This is a genomic window from Hydrogenophaga sp. RWCD_12 (genome assembly GCF_046604225.1).
Taxonomy (GTDB): domain Bacteria; phylum Pseudomonadota; class Gammaproteobacteria; order Burkholderiales; family Burkholderiaceae_C; genus Hydrogenophaga.
This window is the reverse complement of the sequence record NZ_JBKIXC010000002.1, coordinates 414567-436118: the sequence shown is the minus strand read 5'-3', so window position 1 is coordinate 436118 and position 21552 is coordinate 414567. Positions and strand designations below refer to the sequence as shown.

24 protein-coding genes and 1 tRNA gene are annotated in these 21552 nt (G+C 65.3%); 11 read left to right on the top strand and 14 right to left on the bottom strand.

The genetic code is table 11. The features are described from left to right. Nucleotides 1-48: 48 nt before the first annotated feature. Nucleotides 49-300: a twin transmembrane helix small protein gene (locus ACLIJ1_RS09155; RefSeq protein ID WP_411365203.1), complete on the top strand. Its 252-nt coding sequence runs from the start codon at nucleotides 49-51 to the stop codon at nucleotides 298-300. 58 nt (nucleotides 301-358) lie between these two features. On the opposite strand, the gene ACLIJ1_RS09150 is transcribed toward ACLIJ1_RS09155, so the two are convergent. From ACLIJ1_RS09150 to ACLIJ1_RS09120, 7 genes are all read right to left on the bottom strand, one after another. Continuing rightward, on the bottom strand, nucleotides 359-1240 hold the full coding sequence (locus ACLIJ1_RS09150; protein ID WP_411365202.1) for a cytochrome c oxidase subunit 3: 882 nt from the start codon (nucleotides 1238-1240) through the stop codon (nucleotides 359-361). Between the two features lie 64 nt (nucleotides 1241-1304). Then, nucleotides 1305-1514: a DUF2970 domain-containing protein gene (locus ACLIJ1_RS09145; protein WP_411365201.1), complete on the bottom strand. Its 210-nt coding sequence runs from the start codon at nucleotides 1512-1514 to the stop codon at nucleotides 1305-1307. Further along, nucleotides 1511-2128 (bottom strand): cytochrome c oxidase assembly protein, encoded by a 618-nt coding sequence (locus ACLIJ1_RS09140; RefSeq protein WP_411365200.1) that lies wholly within the window; start codon nucleotides 2126-2128, stop codon nucleotides 1511-1513. The genes ACLIJ1_RS09145 and ACLIJ1_RS09140 overlap by 4 nt, the downstream gene beginning before the upstream one ends. Nucleotides 2129-2149: 21 nt before the next feature. Continuing rightward, complete coding sequence (locus tag ACLIJ1_RS09135) at nucleotides 2150-2263, bottom strand: cytochrome oxidase small assembly protein (RefSeq protein WP_411365199.1); 114 nt, start codon at nucleotides 2261-2263, stop codon at nucleotides 2150-2152. 7 nt (nucleotides 2264-2270) lie between these two features. After that, the gene (gene ctaD, locus ACLIJ1_RS09130; RefSeq protein ID WP_411365198.1) at nucleotides 2271-3899 is read right to left on the bottom strand and encodes a cytochrome c oxidase subunit I; all 1629 of its coding nucleotides are present in this window, start codon (nucleotides 3897-3899) and stop codon (nucleotides 2271-2273) included. A gap of 40 nt (nucleotides 3900-3939) precedes the next feature. Next, nucleotides 3940-5094 carry a cytochrome c oxidase subunit II gene (gene coxB / locus ACLIJ1_RS09125; protein ID WP_411365736.1) on the bottom strand — a complete coding sequence of 385 codons (1155 nt, stop codon included), beginning with the start codon at nucleotides 5092-5094 and terminating at the stop codon, nucleotides 3940-3942. A 276-nt stretch (nucleotides 5095-5370) separates the two neighbouring features. Beyond that, complete coding sequence (locus tag ACLIJ1_RS09120; protein WP_411365197.1) at nucleotides 5371-6279, bottom strand: methyltransferase domain-containing protein; 909 nt, start codon at nucleotides 6277-6279, stop codon at nucleotides 5371-5373. A 69-nt stretch (nucleotides 6280-6348) separates the two neighbouring features. Here ACLIJ1_RS09120 and ACLIJ1_RS09115 point away from each other — a divergent pair, with 69 nt between their 5' ends. From ACLIJ1_RS09115 to ACLIJ1_RS09105, 3 genes are all read left to right on the top strand, one after another. Continuing rightward, on the top strand, nucleotides 6349-7059 hold the full coding sequence (locus tag ACLIJ1_RS09115) for a phosphoribosyltransferase family protein (protein WP_411365196.1): 711 nt from the start codon (nucleotides 6349-6351) through the stop codon (nucleotides 7057-7059). Between the two features lie 104 nt (nucleotides 7060-7163). Then, on the top strand, nucleotides 7164-7637 hold the full coding sequence (gene trmL / locus ACLIJ1_RS09110) for a tRNA (uridine(34)/cytosine(34)/5-carboxymethylaminomethyluridine(34)-2'-O)-methyltransferase TrmL (RefSeq protein WP_411365195.1): 474 nt from the start codon (nucleotides 7164-7166) through the stop codon (nucleotides 7635-7637). 196 nt (nucleotides 7638-7833) lie between these two features. Beyond that, the gene (locus ACLIJ1_RS09105; RefSeq protein WP_411365194.1) at nucleotides 7834-8121 is read left to right on the top strand and encodes a hypothetical protein; all 288 of its coding nucleotides are present in this window, start codon (nucleotides 7834-7836) and stop codon (nucleotides 8119-8121) included. A 12-nt stretch (nucleotides 8122-8133) separates the two neighbouring features. Here ACLIJ1_RS09105 and ACLIJ1_RS09100 read toward each other — a convergent pair whose 3' ends face one another. From ACLIJ1_RS09100 to pcaF, 4 genes are all read right to left on the bottom strand, one after another. After that, complete coding sequence (locus ACLIJ1_RS09100; RefSeq protein WP_411365193.1) at nucleotides 8134-8589, bottom strand: MaoC family dehydratase; 456 nt, start codon at nucleotides 8587-8589, stop codon at nucleotides 8134-8136. Nucleotides 8590-8663: 74 nt separating this feature from the next. Further along, nucleotides 8664-9281 (bottom strand): ParA family protein, encoded by a 618-nt coding sequence (locus ACLIJ1_RS09095; RefSeq protein ID WP_411365192.1) that lies wholly within the window; start codon nucleotides 9279-9281, stop codon nucleotides 8664-8666. A 30-nt stretch (nucleotides 9282-9311) separates the two neighbouring features. Continuing rightward, nucleotides 9312-10073, bottom strand: coding sequence for a sulfite exporter TauE/SafE family protein (locus tag ACLIJ1_RS09090; RefSeq protein WP_411365191.1), 762 nt, complete (start codon nucleotides 10071-10073; stop codon nucleotides 9312-9314). Continuing rightward, entirely contained in the window at nucleotides 10070-11272 is a 1203-nt protein-coding gene (gene pcaF / locus ACLIJ1_RS09085; protein ID WP_411365190.1) for a 3-oxoadipyl-CoA thiolase, read from the bottom strand. The genes ACLIJ1_RS09090 and pcaF overlap by 4 nt, the downstream gene beginning before the upstream one ends. Nucleotides 11273-11310: 38 nt before the next feature. On the opposite strand from pcaF, the gene ACLIJ1_RS09080 reads away from it, so the two are divergent. Further along, nucleotides 11311-11748, top strand: coding sequence for a DUF1841 family protein (locus tag ACLIJ1_RS09080; RefSeq protein ID WP_411365189.1), 438 nt, complete (start codon nucleotides 11311-11313; stop codon nucleotides 11746-11748). A 61-nt stretch (nucleotides 11749-11809) separates the two neighbouring features. Here ACLIJ1_RS09080 and ACLIJ1_RS09075 read toward each other — a convergent pair whose 3' ends face one another. Beyond that, complete coding sequence (locus tag ACLIJ1_RS09075; RefSeq protein WP_411365188.1) at nucleotides 11810-12478, bottom strand: c-type cytochrome; 669 nt, start codon at nucleotides 12476-12478, stop codon at nucleotides 11810-11812. A gap of 127 nt (nucleotides 12479-12605) precedes the next feature. Between ACLIJ1_RS09075 and ACLIJ1_RS09070 the strand changes: the two genes are divergently transcribed. The 5 genes from ACLIJ1_RS09070 (at nucleotide 12606) to ACLIJ1_RS09050 (ending at nucleotide 16972) form a co-directional block, all read left to right on the top strand. Next, nucleotides 12606-13460: an AAA family ATPase gene (locus ACLIJ1_RS09070; RefSeq protein ID WP_411365187.1), complete on the top strand. Its 855-nt coding sequence runs from the start codon at nucleotides 12606-12608 to the stop codon at nucleotides 13458-13460. Between the two features lie 4 nt (nucleotides 13461-13464). After that, nucleotides 13465-13689 (top strand): hypothetical protein, encoded by a 225-nt coding sequence (locus ACLIJ1_RS09065; protein WP_411365186.1) that lies wholly within the window; start codon nucleotides 13465-13467, stop codon nucleotides 13687-13689. A gap of 21 nt (nucleotides 13690-13710) precedes the next feature. Beyond that, nucleotides 13711-14898: a vWA domain-containing protein gene (locus tag ACLIJ1_RS09060; protein ID WP_411365185.1), complete on the top strand. Its 1188-nt coding sequence runs from the start codon at nucleotides 13711-13713 to the stop codon at nucleotides 14896-14898. 13 nt (nucleotides 14899-14911) lie between these two features. Beyond that, the gene (locus tag ACLIJ1_RS09055; RefSeq protein WP_411365184.1) at nucleotides 14912-16843 is read left to right on the top strand and encodes a YhgE/Pip family protein; all 1932 of its coding nucleotides are present in this window, start codon (nucleotides 14912-14914) and stop codon (nucleotides 16841-16843) included. Nucleotides 16844-16897: 54 nt separating this feature from the next. Next, nucleotides 16898-16972 (top strand) — tRNA-Arg (locus ACLIJ1_RS09050). Nucleotides 16973-17612: 640 nt separating this feature from the next. Here the strand turns inward: ACLIJ1_RS09050 and ACLIJ1_RS09045 are convergent. Next, complete coding sequence (locus ACLIJ1_RS09045) at nucleotides 17613-19223, bottom strand: ABC transporter permease (protein WP_411365183.1); 1611 nt, start codon at nucleotides 19221-19223, stop codon at nucleotides 17613-17615. A 34-nt stretch (nucleotides 19224-19257) separates the two neighbouring features. Here ACLIJ1_RS09045 and ACLIJ1_RS09040 point away from each other — a divergent pair, with 34 nt between their 5' ends. Further along, nucleotides 19258-20376: an ABC transporter ATP-binding protein gene (locus ACLIJ1_RS09040; RefSeq protein ID WP_411365182.1), complete on the top strand. Its 1119-nt coding sequence runs from the start codon at nucleotides 19258-19260 to the stop codon at nucleotides 20374-20376. A 42-nt stretch (nucleotides 20377-20418) separates the two neighbouring features. Here ACLIJ1_RS09040 and ACLIJ1_RS09035 read toward each other — a convergent pair whose 3' ends face one another. Beyond that, entirely contained in the window at nucleotides 20419-21381 is a 963-nt protein-coding gene (locus ACLIJ1_RS09035; protein ID WP_411365181.1) for a cytochrome c3 family protein, read from the bottom strand. Nucleotides 21382-21552: the final 171 nt, after the last annotated feature.

Here is a 21552-nt window from a genome sequence, read left to right as displayed (position 1 = left end):
CGGGGAAGAACGGACTCGGTCTCGGGGATGCGGGCGGATAATCGGCGCATGACCTACCTCGTCATTGTGGCCTTTGTGGCAATCCTCGGCAGCCTCGTGGCGGCGCTGGTGTTCATGATGCGTGGCGGCAACCAAGATGTTTCCGCTCCGGACGGCAGCAACGAAGTGCCGCGCAAGAACCACATGGCCCGCGCTCTCGCATTCCGGGTCGGGTTCTCGATCCTGCTGTTTGTCCTGGTGCTGGTGAGCTACCGGATGGGCTGGATCCATCCGACCGGCCTGCCGCTGCAGGGCCGCTGAGCAAGTCCTCACGTGAAAACGGCGCCTGACGGCGCCGTTTCCGCTGTGGATCAGCTGGTCACATCCAGTAGACCAGGATGTACAGACCCAGCCAGACCACGTCCACGAAGTGCCAGTACCAGGCGGCGCCCTCGAAGCCGAAGTGTTTCTGGGTGGAGAAGTGACCCTTCTGCAGACGCAACGTGATGAACAGCAGCATCAGCATGCCGACAAACACGTGGAAACCGTGGAAACCGGTGAGCATGAAGAAGGTCGAGCCATAGACGCCCGAGGACAGCTTCAGGTTCAGTTCGCTGTAGGCATGCGAATACTCGTAGCCCTGCACGAACAGGAAGATGATGCCCAGGATGACCGTGGTCCACATGAAGGCGATGGTCTTGCCGCGGTTGCCGGCTTGCAGCGCATGGTGGGCGATGGTCAGCGTCACGCCCGAGGTCAGCAGCAGCGCCGTGTTGATGGTGGGCAGCCAGAATGGGCCCATGGTCTGGAACGGTTCGACGATGCCGGCGGGCGATGCGGTGGCGCCGGCCTGCTTGGACGGCCAGACCGCGCTGAAGTCGGGCCACAGAAGGGCGTTCTCAATGTTGCCCAGCGCCGGCACCGAGTGGGTTCGGGCCCACCACAGGGCAGAGAAGAAGGCACCGAAGAACATCACTTCCGAGAAGATGAACCAGCTCATGCTCCAGCGGAAGGACAGATCGACCTTGTGGCCATAGAGCCCACCTTCGCTCTCGGACACCGACTCACTGAACCACTGGAACAGCACCACCAGCCAGAAAGCCATGCCGAACGCCAGCGAGTACTTGCCCCAGTCGGCACCGTTGATCCACTGTCCAGCGCCCAGGATCACGAAGAACAGGCCTGTGGCCGCCATCACCGGATGCCGCGATGGTCCGGGGACGAAGTAGTAGGGCGTCGTGCCGTGTGTTGTTGCTGACATGCTCACTCCTGGGTGCTTTCGCTGGTAGGGATGTAAAGAAGCCTGGATTCCGTCGGTGCCCGGCTCAGCCGGCCACCCAGTGGACGATGAAGATGAGGGTGGCGACAAACAGCAGCGCCATCACCACGCCCGCCACCATCAGATGGATCGGGTTCAGGCGGGCGACATCGCGCTGGTAGTCTGCATTGCGCCGCACACCGAGAAAGCCCCAGAGCACGGCCTTGACCGTTTCGCCCACCGAGCCCTTTCGCTGATGCACCGGCGTCTCGCTCACACGGCACCTCCGGTGCGTGCCGCAGCGGGCAGCAACTGGATGGATTGCCCTGCCGTCTCCTGTGGTGCGGCGGGCACCTTGCCACCGACCTCGAAGAAGGTGTAGGACAGTGTGATGGTCGTGACGCTCTTGGGCAGCTTGGGGTCGATGACAAACACCACAGGCCACTCTTTCTTCTCGCCCGGCGCCAGCGTGTACTGGTTGAAGCAGAAGCACTCCAGCTTGTTGAAGTGCGAGGCCGCCTGTGACGGTGCGTAGCTCGGAATGGCCTGCGCCGCCATGGTGCGGTTCTGGATGTTCTGGAACTGGTACATGACCGTGGTCAGCTCCCCGGGATGCACCTGCAGCGAACGGACCGCCGGCTTGAAGTGCCAAGGGCCACGCGCGTTGACATCGAACTCGACCGTGATCGAGCGGGACAGGTCCACCTGCGAGTTGACGGCCTTGGTCTTCGCTCCCGGAACCTCCTGCTCGGAAAGTGCAAGCACGTTGATGCCTGTCGCCTCGCAGATGGCCTTGTACAGCGGCACCAGCGCGTAACCAAAGGCGAACATGCCCAGCGTAATCACGCCAAGCTTGCCCACCATCTTCAGGTTTTCACGTCGCAGGCCCATTGCAGTGGTTCCAGGCTTGGCTCAGTGGCCGAGCAGCACGATCTTGCCGACGAACCCGACGAAGAACACCAGCGCCACCGAGGCGAGGATCAGCGCCAGGCGCTGGTTTTGCTTCTTCTGTTCGGGCGACGTCATGGCGGGCTCAGCCGATCACTTTGGTGGCGGTGGCGTCGAGCTTGGGCGGGTTTTCGAAGGTGTGGAACGGTGCCGGCGACGGCACTTCCCATTCCAGGCCTTCGGCACCTTCCCAGGGCTTCTGCACCGCCTTCGGGCCAATGCCGCGCATGGCGGGCAGCACCACGAAGAAGAAGAAATACACCTGCGCCAGACCGAAGGCGAAGGCGCCCACGGATGCAATGGCGTTGAAGTCGGCGAACTGCATCGGGTAGTCGGCGTAACGGCGGGGCATGCCGGCCAGACCCAGGAAGTGCATCGGGAAGAAGGTGATGTTGAACGAAATCATCGACCACCAGAAGTGGATCTTGCCGCGGGTCTCGCTGTACATCACACCGGTCCACTTGGGCAGCCAGTAGTAGGCGCCGGAGAACATGGCAAACAGAGAACCAGCCACCAGCACGTAGTGGAAGTGCGCCACCACGTAGTACGTGTCCTGGAAGTTGATGTCGATCGGCGCCATGGAGAGGATCAGGCCGGTGAACCCACCGATGGTGAACACGAAGATGAAGCCGACAGCCCACAGCATCGGGGTCTCGAAGGTCATCGAACCTTTCCACATGGTCGCGATCCAGTTGAAGATCTTCACGCCCGTGGGCACGGCGATCAGCATGGTCGAGTACATGAAGAACAGCTGGCCCGTCACCGGCATGCCGGTGGTGAACATGTGGTGTGCCCACACGACAAAGGACAGGATGGCGATCGAGCCGGTGGCGTACACCATGGAGGCGTAGCCGAACAGCTTCTTGCGCGCGAAGGCGGGCACGACCTGGCTCACGATGCCGAAGGCCGGCAGGATCATGATGTAGACCTCGGGGTGGCCGAAGAACCAGAAGATGTGCTGGTACATCACCGGGTCACCGCCGCCGGCGGGGTTGAAGAAGCTGGTGCCGAAGTGGCGATCCGTCAGCGTCATGGTGATGGCGCCGGCCAGCACAGGCATCACGGCGATCAGCAGGTAGGCGGTGATCAGCCAGGTCCAGCAGAACATCGGCATCTTCATCAGCGTCATGCCGGGAGCGCGCATGTTCAGGATGGTGACGATGATGTTGATCGAGCCCATGATCGAAGACGCGCCCAGGATGTGCATCGCGAAGATGCCGGCGTCCATCGAGGGGCCCATCTGCAGGGTCAGCGGTGCATACAGCGTCCAGCCGGCGGCGGGGGCGCCGCCAGGCATGAAGAACGAGGACACCAGCATCAGCGCAGCAGGAATCATCAGCCAGAAGCTGAAGTTGTTCATGCGGGCGAACGCCATGTCCGACGCGCCGATCTGCAGCGGGATCATCCAGTTGGCGAAGCCCACGAAGGCCGGCATGATCGCGCCGAACACCATGATCAGGCCGTGCATGGTGGTCAGCTGGTTGAACAGCTCGGGGTTGACCAGTTGCAGGCCAGGCTGGAACAGCTCGGCACGGATCAGCAAGGCCAGAACGCCACCCACCATGAGCATGGTGAAGGCGAACATCAGGTACAGCGTGCCAATGTCCTTGTGGTTGGTCGCATAGACCCAACGGCGCCACCCGGTCGGGGCGTGGTGGTCGTGATGGTCATGGTCGTGCCCGTGAACGTCGTGGGGATCCAGAACTGCGCTCATCATCGTTTCCTTTGCTTATCGGTTTCTACCCGCGGGCGTTTCATTTGCGGGCCGCGACGACGTCGGCGGGCTGCACGATCTGCTCGGTCTTGTTGGACCAGTTGTTCTTGGTGTAGGTGATCACCGCGGCGATTTCAGTGTCGGACAGCTGCTTCCACGAAGGCATTGCACCGTTGTTCTGGCCATTGAGCAGCACCGCGACCTGCTTGGTCTTGTCGGCGTCGAGCACCACCGGCGAACCGTCCAGCGGCTTGATCGGGCCCGCACCCTTGCCGTTGGGCTGGTGGCAGGCGACGCAGTTGGCGGCATAGACAGTTTCGCCACGCTTGACCAGGTCGGCCAGGTTCCAGACCTTTGCCGGGTCATCGGCGGCGGCGGCAAGCTTCTTCTTCTCGCCCTCGACCCACTTGGTGAATTCCTCTGCGGTCACCACCTTGACGTGGATGGGCATGTAGGCGTGTTCCTTACCGCACAGCTCGGCACACTGGCCATAGAAGTCGCCGGTCTTCTCGGCCCGGAACCAGGTATCGCGCACGAAGCCGGGAATGGCGTCCTGCTTGATGCCGAAGGCCGGCACCATGAAAGAGTGGATCACGTCGTTGGCGGTCGTGATCAGGCGGACCTTCTTGCCCACCGGCACGATCAGCGGATGGTCGACCTTGAGCAGGTAGTCGTCGGTGGCCGGCGGCTTGCCGCTGGCGGACATTTCGCGCTGGGCGACGTCGAGTGTGGAAAGGAAGCCAATGCCCTCTCCCTCTCCCTTGATGTAGTCATAGCCCCACTTCCACTGCATGCCCGTGACCTTGATGGTCAGGTCGCTGTTGGTGGTGTCTTTCTGGGCCACCAGCACCTTGGTGGCCGGCAGCGCCATGCCGATCACGATCAGCAGCGGCACGATGGTCCAGCCCAACTCCACCCAGATCGGCTCAGGCAGTTCCTGCGCCTTGTGGCCGAGCGACTTGCGGTGCTTGAGGATGGAATAGAACATCACCCCGAACACCAGCACGAAGATGACCGTGCAGATGGCCATCATGAACCAGTGCAGCCAGTGCTGCTCTTCGGCGATCTTGGTCGCCGGTGGCGCGAAGTTCAACTGATTGACGGCAGGACCGCCGGGCAGGTCGTTCACCGCGTGGGCCGCTTCGGTCACCCAGACGGCAGAGCCCAGCACCCAGGCTGACGCCGTTGCACGCAGGCCGCCGGAAGAGTGGCGCAGGAAATCAACCGTCTGTCTTGTCGTACTCACGTTGAACGCCTCGAATATAAGTGTTGATTTATATCAATCCGATTAGACCAAAATTCCCCTAGATGCCCTCTCAGGGAATACCCACAACGGGGTGAGAGCCTGACGCTTCGGCACCCATCGCTGCCGAAAAAACAGGCAGTCGGATTTGATTTATATCAATTGTAGCGATCGAGGCGTGTGATCCGCCTGACAGTACCGCCGGAACTGTTGTGAATCCGGGCGTTTTCAGGGTTTGCGAGAACGCAACATGGCCCGCATGTCGTCGACCGAGACAGACTGGCTGTCACCCCTGGCGGGACGGGGCTGGGCCTTGAAGGCATGCCCATAGGTGATCTCGAAGCTCAGCCGCAAGCGGCCATCCTCGGCACGCGCGCCGTACCGCTCGATCGACTGCTCCAGCCGCTGGCGCCAGCCACGACTGCGCGACCCAGGCGCACGTTCGGTATTGAGGTTACGGCCCAGACCGCGCAGCTCCTCCAGCATGGCGGCCGCACTGCTGTAGGTCAGCGTGATGCGCTCCATGTCCATCACCGGCTCGGCAAACCCGCCGTGCACCAGCATGTCGCCCCAGTCGTGCATGTCGGTGAAGCTGTGCGCCGGCGCGGGCCAGCCTTCCCGGGCGTAGACCGCGCGCAGCTCCGCCAGGCTGTCCGGCCCGAGGCAGGAGAACATCAGGAACCCGCCGACCTCGACCTGGCGGTGCCACTGGCGCAGCAGCGTCTGCGGATGTGCCACATGGTGCAGCGCCATGTTGGCCCAGACCATCGCGACGGTGGTGTCGGCATTGCCCAGCGCCAGCCCTTTGCCCTGGCGCATCCAGAGCAGCCGGGCCCAACCGCGTCTGGCGGGCTCCAGGCCCAGCCGTTCGAGTGCACCCTGGTCTTCCAGCCAGACGTGCGCCTGTGCCTCGGGCAGGCGTTCGACCAGCTGGCGGTGCGCCTCCAGACCGCCGAGCACCGGCTCCCAGTGCAGCCAGCTGGCTGGCGGATCACGGAACCACTGCAGCCGCTCCATCATCCGGCGGGCCACCTCTTCGTGCAGCCAAGGGCTGGTGTCACGCCGAAGCCTTGCCCAGCGCCGGGCGGCCACAGGGTCGAGTCCGGGCACAGGCGCTTCTTCGGCGGTCGGGATCATGGACAAACGGGGGATTTCACGGCAGCCGAAGGGCCGCCAAGCAGGTGGGCCGCCAGTATATTGGCCGCCATGCTGTCTCTGCCATCGGTCTGCCAGGTTTGCGGCCGCTGGCCAGCGCAGCCGGTGTGCACCGACTGCCTGCAGCGCTTTGCGCCGGTGATCCAACGCTGCCCCCGATGCGCTCGGGCCATGTCCGGCGCCAGCGGCCTCTGCGGCGAATGCCTTTGCCAGACCATGCCTCCAGCGGTTGAACGCTGCGCAGCCGCGGTCGACTACCGCTATCCGTGGGACCAGCTGATCGCACGCTTCAAGTTCCGGGGCGAGCCTGGCTGGGCAGACACCTTGGCCGGACCGATGTGGCTGGCTGCACAGGCGAACGCGCTGTGTGATGCGGAATCCTTGTGGGTGCCGGTTCCCGTGCGTCCCCAACGGCTTGCCGAGCGCGGTTACAACCAGGCATGGGAGCTGTGTCGCGCCTTGCATCACCGATCTGGCCTGCCCACCTTGCGCGATGCGCTGGTGCGCCTGGGCGAGGCACCCGACCAGCACCGCCTCTCCAACGCGTATCGGCTCTCCAACCTGCAGGGCGCATTCGCCCCCCACCCGGCACAGGTCGGGCGCTTGCGTGGTGCCCGCGTGGTGCTGGTCGACGACGTGCGCACCACCGGCGCCACGCTGGAGCACGCAGCGACTGCACTGCGGCAAGCAGGCTGCGCCAAGGTCCACGCGCTGGTCTTTGCGCGAACGCCATCTGATGCCGATCAATCGACCGCACCCTGACGGGGCACGAAACATCCATATGCGCTTATGATCGCGCCCGCACAGGGGGACAAGATAAGGCCGCAACAGCAACGGCTACTTGATCGAAGCAGCGTCACGTCCTCATGTTTCACGTCGTCCTGGTCGCACCGCAGATCCCGCCCAACACGGGCAATGTGATCCGCCTGTGCGCCAACACGGGCGCCCACCTGCATCTCATCGAGCCCCTGGGGTTTTCGATGGACGACAAGCAGATGCGGCGCGCCGGGCTCGACTACCACGAGTACGCCAGCGTGCAGCGCCACGCCGACTGGGACAGCTTCCTTGCATCCGCACAACCCGCCCGCGAGCGCATGTTTGCCCTGACCACCCGCGGTCGCCGCGACGCGTTCTCGGTGCACTTCGAGGCAGGCGACTGGCTGGTGTTCGGCTCGGAAACCGACGGCTTGCCGGCCAGCGTCCGCGAACAGTTTGGCCCCGAACAACAGCTGAGGCTGCCGATGCGCGAAGGCCAGCGCAGCCTCAACCTGTCCAACGCCGTGGCGGTACTGGTTTACGAAGCCTGGCGGCAACAGGGTTTCGGAGCGACAAAACCGTGACGCAGTTCACCATCCGGCTGGAGCAGCCCCCCCACACAACGACGACCTTCGTGGCCACAATACTGGGTCACTCTGGTCTGCCACAACACGCTGGCGCGCGGCCAACCCCTCACACCCCCATTGGTTTCGACCTGCCCACCCGGGCAGTCCGGAGGTTATTTTGATTCCGACCCTCACCAGGCTCTTCAAAAGCAAGATGGCACCGCGCAAGCCGGTGAAATCGTCGCCGAGCCTGAAAGAAATCCTGGCGATCCGCTCGGCACTGTTGCAGTGCGTGGCCGATTGCGATGGGGTACCCGTGTTCCGGCTGCGCCACAAGATTGAACACACCCAGACGCCGCAGGAACTCTGGATGCTGCGCAACGACGCCTACCAGCTGATCTCCCACCAGCACAGCCAGAACGTGGCGGCCGAGCGCATCAACGCGCTGATTGCCGTCTTCGAAGGCTGGGTCGAACCGCGCCAGCTGGTCCGCATCCGTTGAGGACGGGGTCGCTCAGGGGTAGCGGCGCACCAGGGCCTCGGCCACACACACCGGCTTGTCCGCACCATCGCGCTCGATGGCCACGGCCCAGGCCATCTGCAGGCCGTTGCCCTCGATGGGTTCAGCTGTCAGCAGACTCATGCGGGCACGCAGCCGGCTGCCGACCGGCACCGGTGCGGTGAAACGCACTTTGTTGAGCCCGTAGTTCACGCCCATGCCAGCCTGGCGGATGTCGAACGCCGTGTCGAAAAACACCGGCAGCAGCGACAGGGTCAGGAACCCATGCGCAATCGGCGCGCCGAAAGGGCCGGAACGCGCACGCTCCACGTCCACATGGATCCATTGGTGATCGCCCGTGGCGTCGGCAAAGCGGTTGACCTGTTCCTGGGTCACGGTGACCCAGTCGCTGACAGCCACTTCCTGGCCGACGCAGGCCGCGAGTTCTTGCAGGGTGTCGAAATGTCTCATGGGCGCCGACTCTAGGTCGTCAGACCCGAAAGCCGCTGTCGGCACCGCGACACCTGCGGCTCACCCGGACCGCGTCAGCTGTCCAGCCACGCGCAGATGCCCTGCCACTGCTCCAGGTCCTTCTCGACCCGGCTGGGCGCCACATCGAACAGCGACAGACCCCGCGCCGCCAGGTGGATGTAGTTCTGCGTGTCGCGCAGGTAACCCAGTACCGGCAGCCCCAGGCCATCCACGAATTCGTGCAGCTTGTCCGCGGCGATGGTGCGGGCGTCGACCCGCATGCCCACGATGCCGACCTGCAGACGGCCGGCATGTTTGGACTGCGCCAGCTCGTCGAGGAAGGCTCGGGTGGCGTAAATGTCGAAGATGCTGGGCTGCAACGGCACCAGCACCCTGTCGGCATGCTTGAGCGCTTCCTTGCAGAGGGTGCCGTGCAGGCCCGCCGGCGTGTCGAGCACCACATGGGTGGTGCCCTTGGGCGGTTTGCCCACGTGGTCGTCTGTCATATCCCAGGAGCGGATCGGACGCGCCGCCGGAGGCCTCAGGCCGAGCCAGAGCGCCGACGACTGCTGCCGGTCGGCGTCGCCCAGCATCACGGCGTGCCCCTTGCTGGCCAGGTAACCGGCCACGTTGGTCGACAGGGTGGACTTGCCCACCCCTCCCTTGGGATTCGCGATCACCACCACCGGCATGTCTACCTCCTCGGGAACCTTGATCGGCACCTATGTTAACGGCCAGCTGTCCCAGAGCAGCTTGACCCCGGTCAGGAACATTCCGCCGTAGACAAAGCGGTAGAACAGCGTCTGGTTGATCTTGTGCGCAATGCGCACACCAACACGAACACCGATGGGCGCGAAAGGCAGCAGCGCCAGCGAGGTCGTCATGTTGCGCCAGTCCAGCAGCCCCAGCCAGGCGTACGGAATCCACTTGGACAGGTTGATGAAGAAAAAGAAGAACGCCATGGTGCCGGTGAACAGCAACGGCTTGAGCTTGAGCGGGATCACATAGGCGTTGATCGGCGGCCCGCCCGCGTGCGCGATGAAGCTGGTGAAGCCCGAGGTCGCGGTCAGCAGGGCGCCGAGCCAGCGCGGCGGCGGACTGTCTGCCCGCGGCGGAAACATCAGCCGCTGCGCCAGGAACAGCAGGGTGAACAGCCCCACGATGCCCGCCACCAGCCGGTGATCCAGCAAGCGAAACAGCAGACAGCCGATGACGATGCCCGCCAACCCCCAGGGCAGCAGGAACTTCAGCAGAGGCTTGTCGACGTCGTTGCGGAACGCCGCCATGCCCAGCAGGTCCATCACCAGCAGCACTGGCATCAGGATCGCCGCGGCCTGCGGCACCGGCACCGCCAGCGCCATCATTGGTACCGCCAGTGAACCGAAGCCAGCGCCAAACCCGCTCTTGCTCACACCGAGCAGCAACACGGCCGGAATGGCGACCGCGTAGAAGAAGGGGTCGGTGATGAGGGGGAAACCAGTCACACGCGCTCGATCACCAGGGCGATGCCCTGCCCGACACCGATGCACATGGTGCACAGCGCATAGCGTCCCCCGGTGGCATGCAGGCGGTTGACTGCCGTGGTGGCCAGCCGCGCACCGCTGGCGCCCAGCGGGTGGCCCAGCGCGATCGCGCCTCCCCAGGCGTTGACGCGCCCATCGTCGTCCTTGAGCCCCAGCATGCGCAGCACCGCCAGCCCTTGGGCCGCAAAGGCTTCGTTGAGTTCGATCACATCCAGCTGCTCCAGCGTCAGGCCGGTCAGCGCCAGCACTTTCTGTGTCGCCGGTGCCGGGCCGATGCCCATGATGCGCGGCGCCACGCCGGCCGTGGCCATGCCCACGATGCGGGCCTTGGGGGTCAGTCCGTTTTTCGCGGCAGTGGCCTCGTCGGCCAGGAGCAACGCGCAAGCACCGTCGTTCACACCGCTGGCGTTGCCGGCGGTGACCGTGCCGTCCGGCCGCACCACGCCCTTGAGCTTGGCCAGTGCTTCCAGGCTGGTCTCGCGTGGGTGCTCGTCGGTGTCGACGATCAGGGCGTCGCCTTTCTTTTGCGGGATGCTGACCGGGGTGATTTCGCGCGCCAGGTGGCCAGCCTTGATGGCCGCCACCGCGCGCAGCTGGCTGTTGTACGCCATCAGGTCCTGGGCCTCGCGCTCGATCTTGAAGTCGGTCGCCACGTTCTCGGCCGTTTCGGGCATCGAATCGACGCCGTACTTTTCCTTCATCAGCTTGTTGACGAAGCGCCAGCCGATGGTGGTGTCATAGACCGCGTTGTTGCGGGAGAACGCGCTTTCGGCCTTCGGCATGACGAAAGGCGCGCGGCTCATGCTTTCGACGCCGCCAGCGATCATCAGGCCTGCTTCGCCGGCCTTGATGGCGCGCGCTGCGGTGCCGATGGCGTCCAGGCCAGAGCCGCACAGGCGGTTGATGGTCGCGCCGGGCACTTCCAGCGGCAGGCCAGCCAGCAGGCTGCTCATGTGGGCGACGTTGCGGTTGTCTTCACCGGCCTGGTTGGCGCAACCGAACAGCACGTCGGTCACGGCCTCCCAGTCCACATTCGGGTTGCGCGCCATGAGCGCCTTGAGCGGAATGGCGCCGAGGTCGTCGGTGCGCACGGAGGACAGGGCGCCGCCGTAGCGGCCAAAGGGGGTACGGATCGCGTCGCAGATGAATGCCTGTGGCATGGGATGTCTCCTTCAAAGACATGCAGGATAATGCATCCATGTTCAGTCCGTCCCAAGCCGATGTCCGGCGCTTCTTCTGTTCCGTCCATGCCAAACAGCAAGCTGGCGAGGCCATGGAAGCGATCGAGATGCTGGCCGGCCAGTGGATTGCCGAGCATCCCGAGTACCACGCCGCTTTTTCAGACGTCGACGCCGCGCTGGCGCAGCTGGGACAGCCGGGCGATGGCACGCAGGAAAATCCGTTCCTGCACCTGTCGATGCATCTGTCGGTCAGCGAACAGTGCAGCATCGACCAGCCCCCGGGCATCCGCCAGGCTGTCGAGTTGCTGGCCGCTCGCCGCGGTGACCTGCACCAGGCGCACCATGAGGTGATGGAGTGCCTGGGCCGTATGGTCTGGGAGAGCCAGCGCTCGGGCCGCCCGCCCGATGGACACGCCTACATCGATCAGGTACGCCGCCGCGCCACGCAGGACTGACCGCAAGCGCCAACAAAAAAGCCGCTCGATGAGCGGCTTTTTGTCGGGTTCGGCGCCAGTTTCAGCGGAAACGGGACTGCGGCACGGTCTGCAGGTCGCCATCGAGCGAGCCCAGATACTTGGCCAGTTCGCGCATTTCAGCGGGCTTGAACTGCTTGGCCACACCACCCATGATGGGGTTGCCGCGGCCGACCACGTTGTGGCCTTCGACCGTGTAAGCCTTGAGCGCCACATACAGGTAGTCGGCGTGCTGGCCGGCGATCTTCGGGTAGGTCGGATCGATCGGCTTGGCGAAGTTGGCGCCGTGGCACGAGGCGCAGGCGCCCTTCTGGATCAGTTCGGCCGCCAGGCCGGTCGCCGGGGTTGCGGTTTCACCGGGCGCCTGGCCGGCCTGCGCCGAATAGAACGCAGCCAGATCGGCCATGTCCTGGTCGCTCAGCGAACCGGCAATGCCGCGCATGGACGGATGCTTGCGATCGCCCTTCTTGTAGGCGGTCAGCGCGGAGATGATGTACTTGTCGGACTGACCCGAGATCTTGGGCACCTTGTGGATCTCGGGGAAGCTGTTCTGATAGCCCTTGATGCCGTGGCAGCCGATGCACATTTCGGCCTTCTTCTGGCCGGCATCGGCGGAGCCGGTCACTGCTTGCGCCTGAGCAGCCGGAATCGCTGCAAAAAGGGTCGCCGCGGCGACAACGGTACGGGCGATCGAGGTCAGCGAATGGGTCATTTTGCAAGCACAATGAAGTGAACGATTGATAAAAATCAATGGACGATTATATAGACTCGATCCCAAAAACCGCCCTATTGATTACCCTGATCCGCAGGCCTGCAGGCCGCGCCAACCATTGCACCCCATGAAGTTCCAAGGCTCTGAAAACTACGTCGCCACCCAGGACCTGATGCTCGCGGTCAACGCCGCCATCACACTCAAGCGCCCGCTGCTGGTCAAGGGCGAGCCCGGCACCGGCAAGACCATGCTGGCCGAGGAAGTGGCGCAGGCGCTGGACATGCCGCTGCTGCAGTGGCACATCAAGTCGACCACCAAAGCGCAGCAGGGCCTTTACGAGTACGACGCCGTGAGCCGCCTGCGCGACAGCCAGCTCAACACCGGCGACAGCGCCGAACGGGTGAAAGACATCCGCAACTACATCGTGCAGGGCGTGCTCTGGCAAGCCTTCACCGCCGACCAGCCGGTCGCCCTGCTGATCGACGAGATCGACAAGGCCGACATCGAATTCCCCAACGACCTGCTGCGCGAACTCGACCGCATGGAGTTCTACTGCTACGAGACGCGCGAGCTGGTCAAGGCCAAGCACCGGCCGCTGGTGTTCATCACCTCGAACAACGAAAAGGAACTGCCCGACGCCTTCCTGCGCCGCTGCTTCTTCCACTACATCAAGTTCCCCGAAGCGGAAACGATGAAGAAGATCGTCGAGGTGCACTTCCCTCACCTCAAGCAGGACCTGCTGACGGTGGCGATGAAGACCTTCTACGACGTGCGCAACCTGCCGGGCCTCAAGAAAAAGCCTTCCACCAGCGAGCTGCTGGACTGGCTCAAGCTGCTGATGGCCGAAGACATCCCGCTCGAAGCGCTGCAGAGCGCCGACAGCAAGGTCAGCATCCCGCCGCTGGTGGGCGCGCTGCTCAAGAACGAGCAGGACACCACGCTGTTTGAAAAGCTGGTGTTCATGAACCAGCGAAACCGTTGACCCCATGAGCGACACCTCCCGCCTGCTCAAGGAAGGCCTTTCCGATGCCATCGGCTTTGTGGGCGGAGCGCTCGCGGCCTTCTGGATCGCGCGGGCGCTGGGTTTCGACCTGTTTGCCGAAGGCTACGGCAGCGGCAGCATCGGTGCCGTGATCGCCGTGGGGCTGGGTGGCGGGCTGGGGCTACAGATCGCGCGGCGCTGGCGTGCGGCCAACGCGGCCAAGGACTGAGGTCCGACGGAGGGTTTCACCATGCTGATCGACTTTTTCTACACCCTGCGTGCGGCCAAGCTGCCGGTCTCGGTCAAGGAATACCTGACGCTGCTCGAAGCGCTGAAGGCGGACGTGGTCGGGCCGACCAATCCTGACGCCTGCACCATGGACGACTTTTACTTCCTCAGCCGCACCGCGCTGGTGAAGGACGAGAAGCACTACGACAAGTTCGACCGCGCCTTCGCCGCCTACTTCAAGGGCGTGGAGCTGATCGCCGACTTCACCAAGCCGATCCCCGCCGACTGGCTGCGCCAGGAGATGGAGCGCATCCTCTCGGCCGAGCAGATCGCCAACGCACCCAAGATGGACTGGGACGAGCTGATGGAGACGCTGCAGAAGCGGCTCGAAGAACAGAAAGAGCGCCACGAAGGCGGCAGCAAGTGGATCGGCACTGGCGGCACATCGCCCTTCGGCCACGGCGGCAAGAACCCGCAGGGCATCCGCATTGGCGGCAAGGGCGGCAACAAGTCGGCGGTGAAGGTCTGGGACCAGCGCGCCTACCGCGACTACGACGATACGCAGGAACTGGGCACGCGCAACATCAAGGTCGCGCTGCGCCGCCTGCGCAAATTCGCGCGCGAGGGCAACGATCTCGAACTCGACCTGCCGGACACCATCCGCTCCACCGCCGCCAACGCCGGCTGGCTGGACATCAAGATGATTCCGGAGCGGCACAACAACGTGAAAGTGCTGCTGCTGATGGACGTGGGCGGCACGATGGACGAGCACATCCAGCGCGTCGAGGAACTGTTTTCGGCCGTCAAGAGCGAGTTCAAGCACCTGGAGTTCTATTACTTCCACAACTGTGTCTACGACTACATGTGGAAGAACAACCGGCGCCGCTACGCCGAGAAGTTCCCGACCTGGGACATCATCCGCAAGTACAACAAGGACTACAAGCTGATCTTCGTGGGCGACGCGACCATGAGCCCCTACGAGATTCTGCAGCCCGGCGGCAGCGTGGAATACAACAACGAAGAGGCCGGCGCCGAGTGGCTGCAGCGCCTGACCCACGCGTTCCCGAAGTTCGCCTGGATCAATCCCGAGCCGCAAGGCGTCTGGCAGTACCGCCAGAGCATCAGCATCATCCAGCAGCTCATGGGCCAGCGCATGCACCCGCTGACGCTCAAGGGTCTGGAGGACACGATGCGACTGCTCAGCAAATAACGAGGATTCCCCGATGCGGCTGTTCCGCGATGTGTGGTCGATTGCGGCCATGGAGGCGGGACTGTTCCGCCGTTTCCCCAAGCTGCGCCTGTCGGTGCTGGGCATCGTGCTCATCCCGGCGCTGTACGCGCTGATCTACCTCAGCGCGGTCTGGGACCCGTCCAGCCGCACCGCGGCGCTGCCCGCGCTGATCGTGAACCTGGACCAGGGCATCGACTACAAGGGGCAGCATGTCGACCTTGGCGACGAGCTGGTCAAGACGCTGCAGGCCCGCCGCATGTTCGGCTTCACCGAAACGCAGGACGAGGAAACGGCCCGGCGCGATGTGCGGGCCGGGCGCAGCCTGTTCGCGCTCATCATCCCGGCCGACTTCAGTGCCCATGCCGTGCCCGGCGAGCAGGCCGGCGGCGGCAAGCTGGTGGTCTACGCGTCCGAGGGCAACAACTACACCGGCGCCGGGTTTGCGCGCCGCTTCGCCGCCGAGCTGGGCCACCAGGTCAACGAGACACTGAACGAGAAGCGCTGGGCGCTGGTGCTCGGCGCTTCGGCCGGCGCTGCCGACAGCATGTCGCGGCTGCGCGATGGCGTTGGCAAACTGCAGGAAGGCGCCCACACCCTGCGCGACGGACTGCAGCAGGCCGACCGCGGCGCCAGGCAGCTCGCCACCGGCCAGGGCACGCTGGACACCGGCATCGGCCAGTTCACCAGCGGCATGAAGCAATTGGGCGCGGGCATCCGCACCATGGACGCACGCAAGCCCGCAGCGCAGGATCTGCAGGCGCTCAAGTCGGGTGCCTCGCAGCTGTCGGCCGGCCACGCCGAACTGTCGTCGGGGCTGGCGCAGCTGGAAGCAGGTTCTCAGAAGCTGTCCGAAGGCGCGCTGCACATGAAGGAAGAGACGCAGTCGATTCCGCTGGTGGGTGGCAAGGTCTCGGCGGGTGCACAACAACTGGCCGGCGGCGCCGAGCAGCTGACCCAGGGCCTGCGCAGCGCGCGCCAGGGTCAGGCGAAGTTGCAGGAAGGCGCACAGGCGCTGGACAAGGGGGTGTCGGCGCTGGCCGACGGCATGGGTGCACTGTCCGCCGGCATTGGCACCATGGCCAGTGCACTTCCGCCCGACGCGAAACTCGACGCCCTGGCCGACGGCGGCCACGCCGCGCGCAAGGGATCGCAGGACCTGAGCCACGGCATCACGCAACTGGCCGACGGTTCGCGTCAGCTGGCTGGCGGGCTGGACCTGCTCAGCGCCAGCCTGCCGGCACACATCGACACGCTCGGCGGCACGGCCAAGGGACTGGCGGTGTCGGTGCAACCCGAGATTCAGATCGATGCCCCGGTCGCCAACAATGGCAGCGGTTTCGCGCCGAACTTCCTGCCGGTCGCGGTCTGGCTCGGCGCGGTCATGACAACCTTCATCTTCCACCTGCGCATGCTGCCGGGCGCGGCGGCCAGCCTGTCACCTGCGGCGCGGCTGCCAGGCAAGTTGATGCTGCTGGGCGGCATCGTGACGGTGCAGGCGCTGGTCGTGGTGATGATGGCGGCCTTCCTGCTGCAGATGCACATCCTGCACCTGCCGGGTCTGGCGCTGACCCTGGTCACCGCGGCGCTGACCTTCCTGCTCATCATCATGGCGCTGGTGCGCGCGTTCGGCGATGCGGGCAAGGCGGTGGCACTGATCCTGCTGATCCTGCAGCTGTCGTCGGCCGGTGGCGTGGTGCCGATCGAGCTGAGCAGCGACTTCTTCCGGGAGATCAATCCCTGGTTGCCGTTCACCTGGGTGGTGCGCGGCGTGCGGGCCAGCATGTTCGGCGCCTTCGACAGCCAGTGGCTGCAGTCGGTAGGCATCGTGATGCTGTTCGGACTGGGGGCCTTTGTGCTCGCCAGCTTCGTTGGGCGCTGGCGCTTCGTGGACGAAGCGGCGCACCGTCCGGCACTGGATGTCTGAGGCGTGGCCAGCAGGCCGGCCACACGCGCCGACTTACAATCGGCCGCTTCCCCTGCCGCCATAGTTCAATGGATAGAACGAGCGCCTCCTAAGCGCTAGATACAGGTTCGATTCCTGTTGGTGGTACCACACCGAAAGCCGGAAAAACTCACCGTTTTCCGGCTTTTTTGTTTGTCTCCGGGCAGCTGCGCCGCACCCCGCGCCACGTGCGCGCATCCCCGACCAACAAGTGATCGGAACATGTGCCCATGCATGGTTTTCCCGGGGTTTCGCCCACGGAAAACATCCGGTAGGCTGCAATTCTTTCGTACTAGTTTGCAGTCAAGGCAGGATGCTTTAGACCACATCCTTTCCCATCACTCATCCCTGCCTGGCCTTGGGCAGGGTTCAAAAAGAACTGGTCTTGACACCAGTCGGCGCAGGGGTCATTCAGGAATTCCGTCCATGAAAAAGCCCACATTGCCACCCTCCCCCACCCTGCTGCGTTTTCCGCCTCTTGGGAGCGCTTTCCTGGTGCAAGAGCTCTTGATGCCTGGAGAGCCTGGTGACTACGTCGTGGTTCAGCAAGGCCTTACCTGGAAGGTGACGCGCCAGACAGACCAGATGACGATCTACTCTGGCCCTGGTCCGGTATCTGTACACCGCGAACGTCTGCCCTGAAGGCCACGCATCGCAAGTTAGGACGATGGGCGCTCTTCGGAATGCCGCGGTTCACCAGTCAGTAGGCAAAGAAGCCGTACGTACAGGCTGACCGGCGTCTCAGATCAGGTCAGCGCGCCCGCAGCGTTCGCGAAAGCATCACCACCGGCACCAGGCCGACCAGCACCAGCGTCAGCGCCGGCAACGCGGCCTCGCCCAGGCGCTCGTCGCGCGCCAGCTGGTAGGCCACCACCGCCAGCGTGTCGCTGTTGAACGGCCGCAGCACCAGGGTCGCAGGCAGTTCCTTCATCACGTCGACAAACACCAGCAAGGCCGCGGCCATGGTCGAACGGCGCAGCAGCGGCCAATGCACGCGCCAGGCCAGTGCCAGGCCGGTGCTGCCGAGCATGCGCGCCGAGTCGTCCAGGCTCGACGGCACCCGCGCATAGCCACTCTGCACCGACTGCAGCGCCACTGCGGTGAAGCGAACCAGGTAGGCCCAGACGATGCCCAGCACCGTGGCCGTGATCCAGTAGCCCACCCCGCTGTCCGGTGCCGCTTTCTGCATCCAGCCAACCGGCAGCAGCAGGCCGACCACGATCACCGCCCCCGGCACCGCATAACCCAGGCTGGCCAGCTGCACCACCGCGCGGGTGAACCCGTCCCCCCGCGTGCGCAACGCAAAAGCCAGGGCCAGCGCCAGCAGCGTCGCCGCGACCGCACTGATGGCCGCCAGCCGCACGCTGTTGCCGGCCCACTGGACAAACGAAGTCCAGGGCAAGCCGTCCCAGCCGCCCAGCAAGGGGCGCAGCATGAACAGCACCGGCAGCACGAAGCCGAACAGGATCGGCAAGCCGCAGGACAGAACCGCAATCCACGCCCGGCCACCGCGCAGCCGCACCGGCTGCGCGTCCACACTGCCCGCCCGTTGCCCGCGCAGCGAGGCAAAACGCATGCGCGCCTGCGCCCGCCGCTCCAGCCACAGCAGCAGCGCCACCAATGCCAGCAACATGGTCGCCAGCTGCGCTGCGGCCAGTGGCATGTCCATCGCCAGCCAGGCCTTGTAGATGCCGGCGGTGAAGGTCTGGATGCCGAAGTAGCTCGACACGCCGTAGTCGGCCAGCGTCTCCATCAGCGCCAGCGCCACGCCCGCCGCGACCGCCGGGCGCGCCAGCGGCAGCGCCACCTCGCGGACGCGGCGCGACAGCGGGGCGCCCAGGAGCCGCGCAGCCTCCATCAGTTGCGACGCGCGCTCGGTCAGCGCCGTGCGCGCCAGCAGGTAAACATAGGGATAGAGCGAGAAGGTGAAGACCCAGACCGCACCGGCGGTGTTGCGGATCTCGGGGAAGACACGCCCGCGCAGGCCGAAGCCCTCACGCAGCGCGGTCTGCAACGGGCCGCTGAACTGCAGAAAGTCGGTGTAGGCGTAGGCCACCACATAGGCCGGCATCGCCAACGGCAGCAGCAGCGCCCACTCGAACACACGCCGACCGGGAAAGTCGAACAGCGTCACCGCGCTGGCCGAGGCCATGCCGACCACCGCCACCCCCAGCGCCACACTCACACACAGCAGCAGCGAGGTCAACGCGTAGTCGGATAGCACGCTGCGCGCCATCTCGGCCAGCACCTGGCGCGCCGCCGTGTCGAACTGCGTCCACGAGGCGAGCAGCGCCAGCACAGGCAGGGTCAATGCCAGCGCGAGCAGAAACAGCAGAAGGGTGGTGCACCAGCGAGTCAACACAAATGAGAATTGTAGTCATCTACAATTGCCACCCATGTTCCTCCAGGTTTCCCAGCTGAGCGTCCGATATCCCGGCCTGCCGCACGATGCGGTCGACGGCGTGTCCCTGGGCCTGCGCGCGGGCGACATCGGCGTGCTGATCGGCCCCTCGGGCTGCGGCAAAACCACCCTGCTGCGCGCGGTCGCCGGGCTGGAGCGCGCCCACGGCGGGAGCATCACGCTCGACGGAGAAACCGTGAGCGACGCCGGCCACCACCTGCCGGCCGAGAAGCGGCGCATCGGCATGGTGTTCCAGGACTACGCCCTGTTCCCGCATCTGGACGTCGGCCGCAACGTGGCCTTCGGCATCGCCGCCCTGCCGCGCAGCGAACGCGAGCAGCGCGTGGCCGAGGTGCTGGCGCTGGTGGGGCTGGACGGCATGCAGGCGCGCTTTCCGCACGAGCTCTCCGGCGGCCAGCAGCAGCGCGTGGCGCTGGCCCGGGCGCTGGCGCCCCGCCCCCGCCTGCTGCTGCTGGACGAACCGTTCTCCAACCTCGACGTCGACCTGCGCGAGCGGCTGGCCCACGAGGTGCGCGGCATCCTCAAGGCGGCCGGCGCGACCGCCCTCTTCGTCACGCACGACCAGCTCGAAGCTTTCGCCATCGGCGATGTGATCGGCGTGATGCACCAGGGCCAGCTGCACCAGTGGGACGACGCCTACGCGCTCTACCACCGGCCGGCCACGCGCTTCGTCGCCGAGTTCATCGGCCACGGCGTGTTCGCCCCGGCGCAGATCCAGCAGCACGGCGGCGAGGTCGTGGTGCAGACCCCGTTGGGCGCGCTGCTCGACATTGAAGAATGTCCGTTGCCCTCGGCCTACGAGGCCGGGCTGTGCGACGTGCTGCTGCGCGCCGACGACATCGTGCACGACGACCACGCGCCGGTGAAGGCGCAGATCGTGCGCAAGGCTTTCCGCGGCTCGGAGTTCCTCTACACGCTGCGGCTGGCCAGCGGCGAGACGCTGATGACACACGTGCCCTCGCACCACAACCACGCGGTCGGCGAGTGGATCGGCATCCGCGCCGAGGTCGACCACGTGGTCACGTTCGCACGCGGCGCAGCGGCGTCCACGCCCCCGGCGCCTGGTGTCGCGATGCGCCCGCCTGCGGCCTGAGCAGCGCGCCGGGCCAGAGCGCCGGACCGCGTCAGATCCCGTTCACTTGGTGTGGCAGGTCAGGCAGACGCCGCTGCCGACATTGCTCACGCGCAGGAAGGTCGGGTTGAACACCGAGCCCGGGCCGGCCGAGGGCACACCGTGCGGGTCGTGGCACGACGCGCACTCGACCTCGTAGCCCTCTCCGGTGTTGTAGAGCCGGATGTCGGACGCGTCCGCGCGGTTGTTGCCGTTGCTGTCGAAGAAGGCCAGGCGGGTTTCCTTGCGCGGCGGGTCCTTGAAGTCGGAGCCCGGCCCGGCGTCCAGTGGATAGCGGATGCCCACCGGGTGGTCGTTGCGCAGGTCGGTGCCGATCGCGAAGGCCACGAAGTCGGTCGCGTTGCGGCCCGAGGGGCCGGCGGTCGACGAGTGGCAGGCCAGGCAGCCGGTGTCTGACAGGCGCGCGTGGTCGCCGTTGGGGCTCAGGCCCGACGGGTTGACCCACTGGTCGAGGAAGGCGGTGTTCTCCGAGAACTCCTGCTCCTTGCGGTAGCGGCCCGAGCCGGGCATGTTGATGATCGAGTCCACCGCCGTCTGACCGTCGTGGCAGGTGAGGCAGGTCAGCGAATTCGCGCCGGGCTGCGACACCGGCTGCGAGAGGCTCGAGGTATTGAGCAGGTCGTAGGTCTGGTAGGTCGTGGCCTTGACCGTGCGGTTCCACAGCGGCGCCGCCGGCAGGGTGCTGTTGGCACCGTGGGGCGTGTGGCAGTAAACGCAGACCTCGGCGTAGTCGTTGCGGAACGAATCCATGGTCGTGCCCACCGGGCCGCCGCCTGCGACCTGCCGCTGGGTCAGGTTGTGGCGCGTGTTGCCCACGCTGCCGATGTTGGTGAACCGCGTGGGCCGGTCGACATCGGCCTGGGCCACCAGCGGCAGCAGCGCGCCCAACAACCCGAACACCAGCACGCCCATCCGGTGCCACCGTCCGCGTCGAGTGTCGACAGAAAACATCTCTCGTTGCAGCATGTGCGCCTCCTCCTGCACCCGTCGTGTCGCGAGCGCGATGTGCAGACTTCGCAAAAGACATGCCCCCTAGCGGCACGGCCGACGAACGGTCGCTCTGTGAGAGAAAAGCCCGCCATCCAGGCGCCCCGAGGCCGCCCCAGGCTTCCCGGAAGTGAGGAGCAGTTCCCGGAA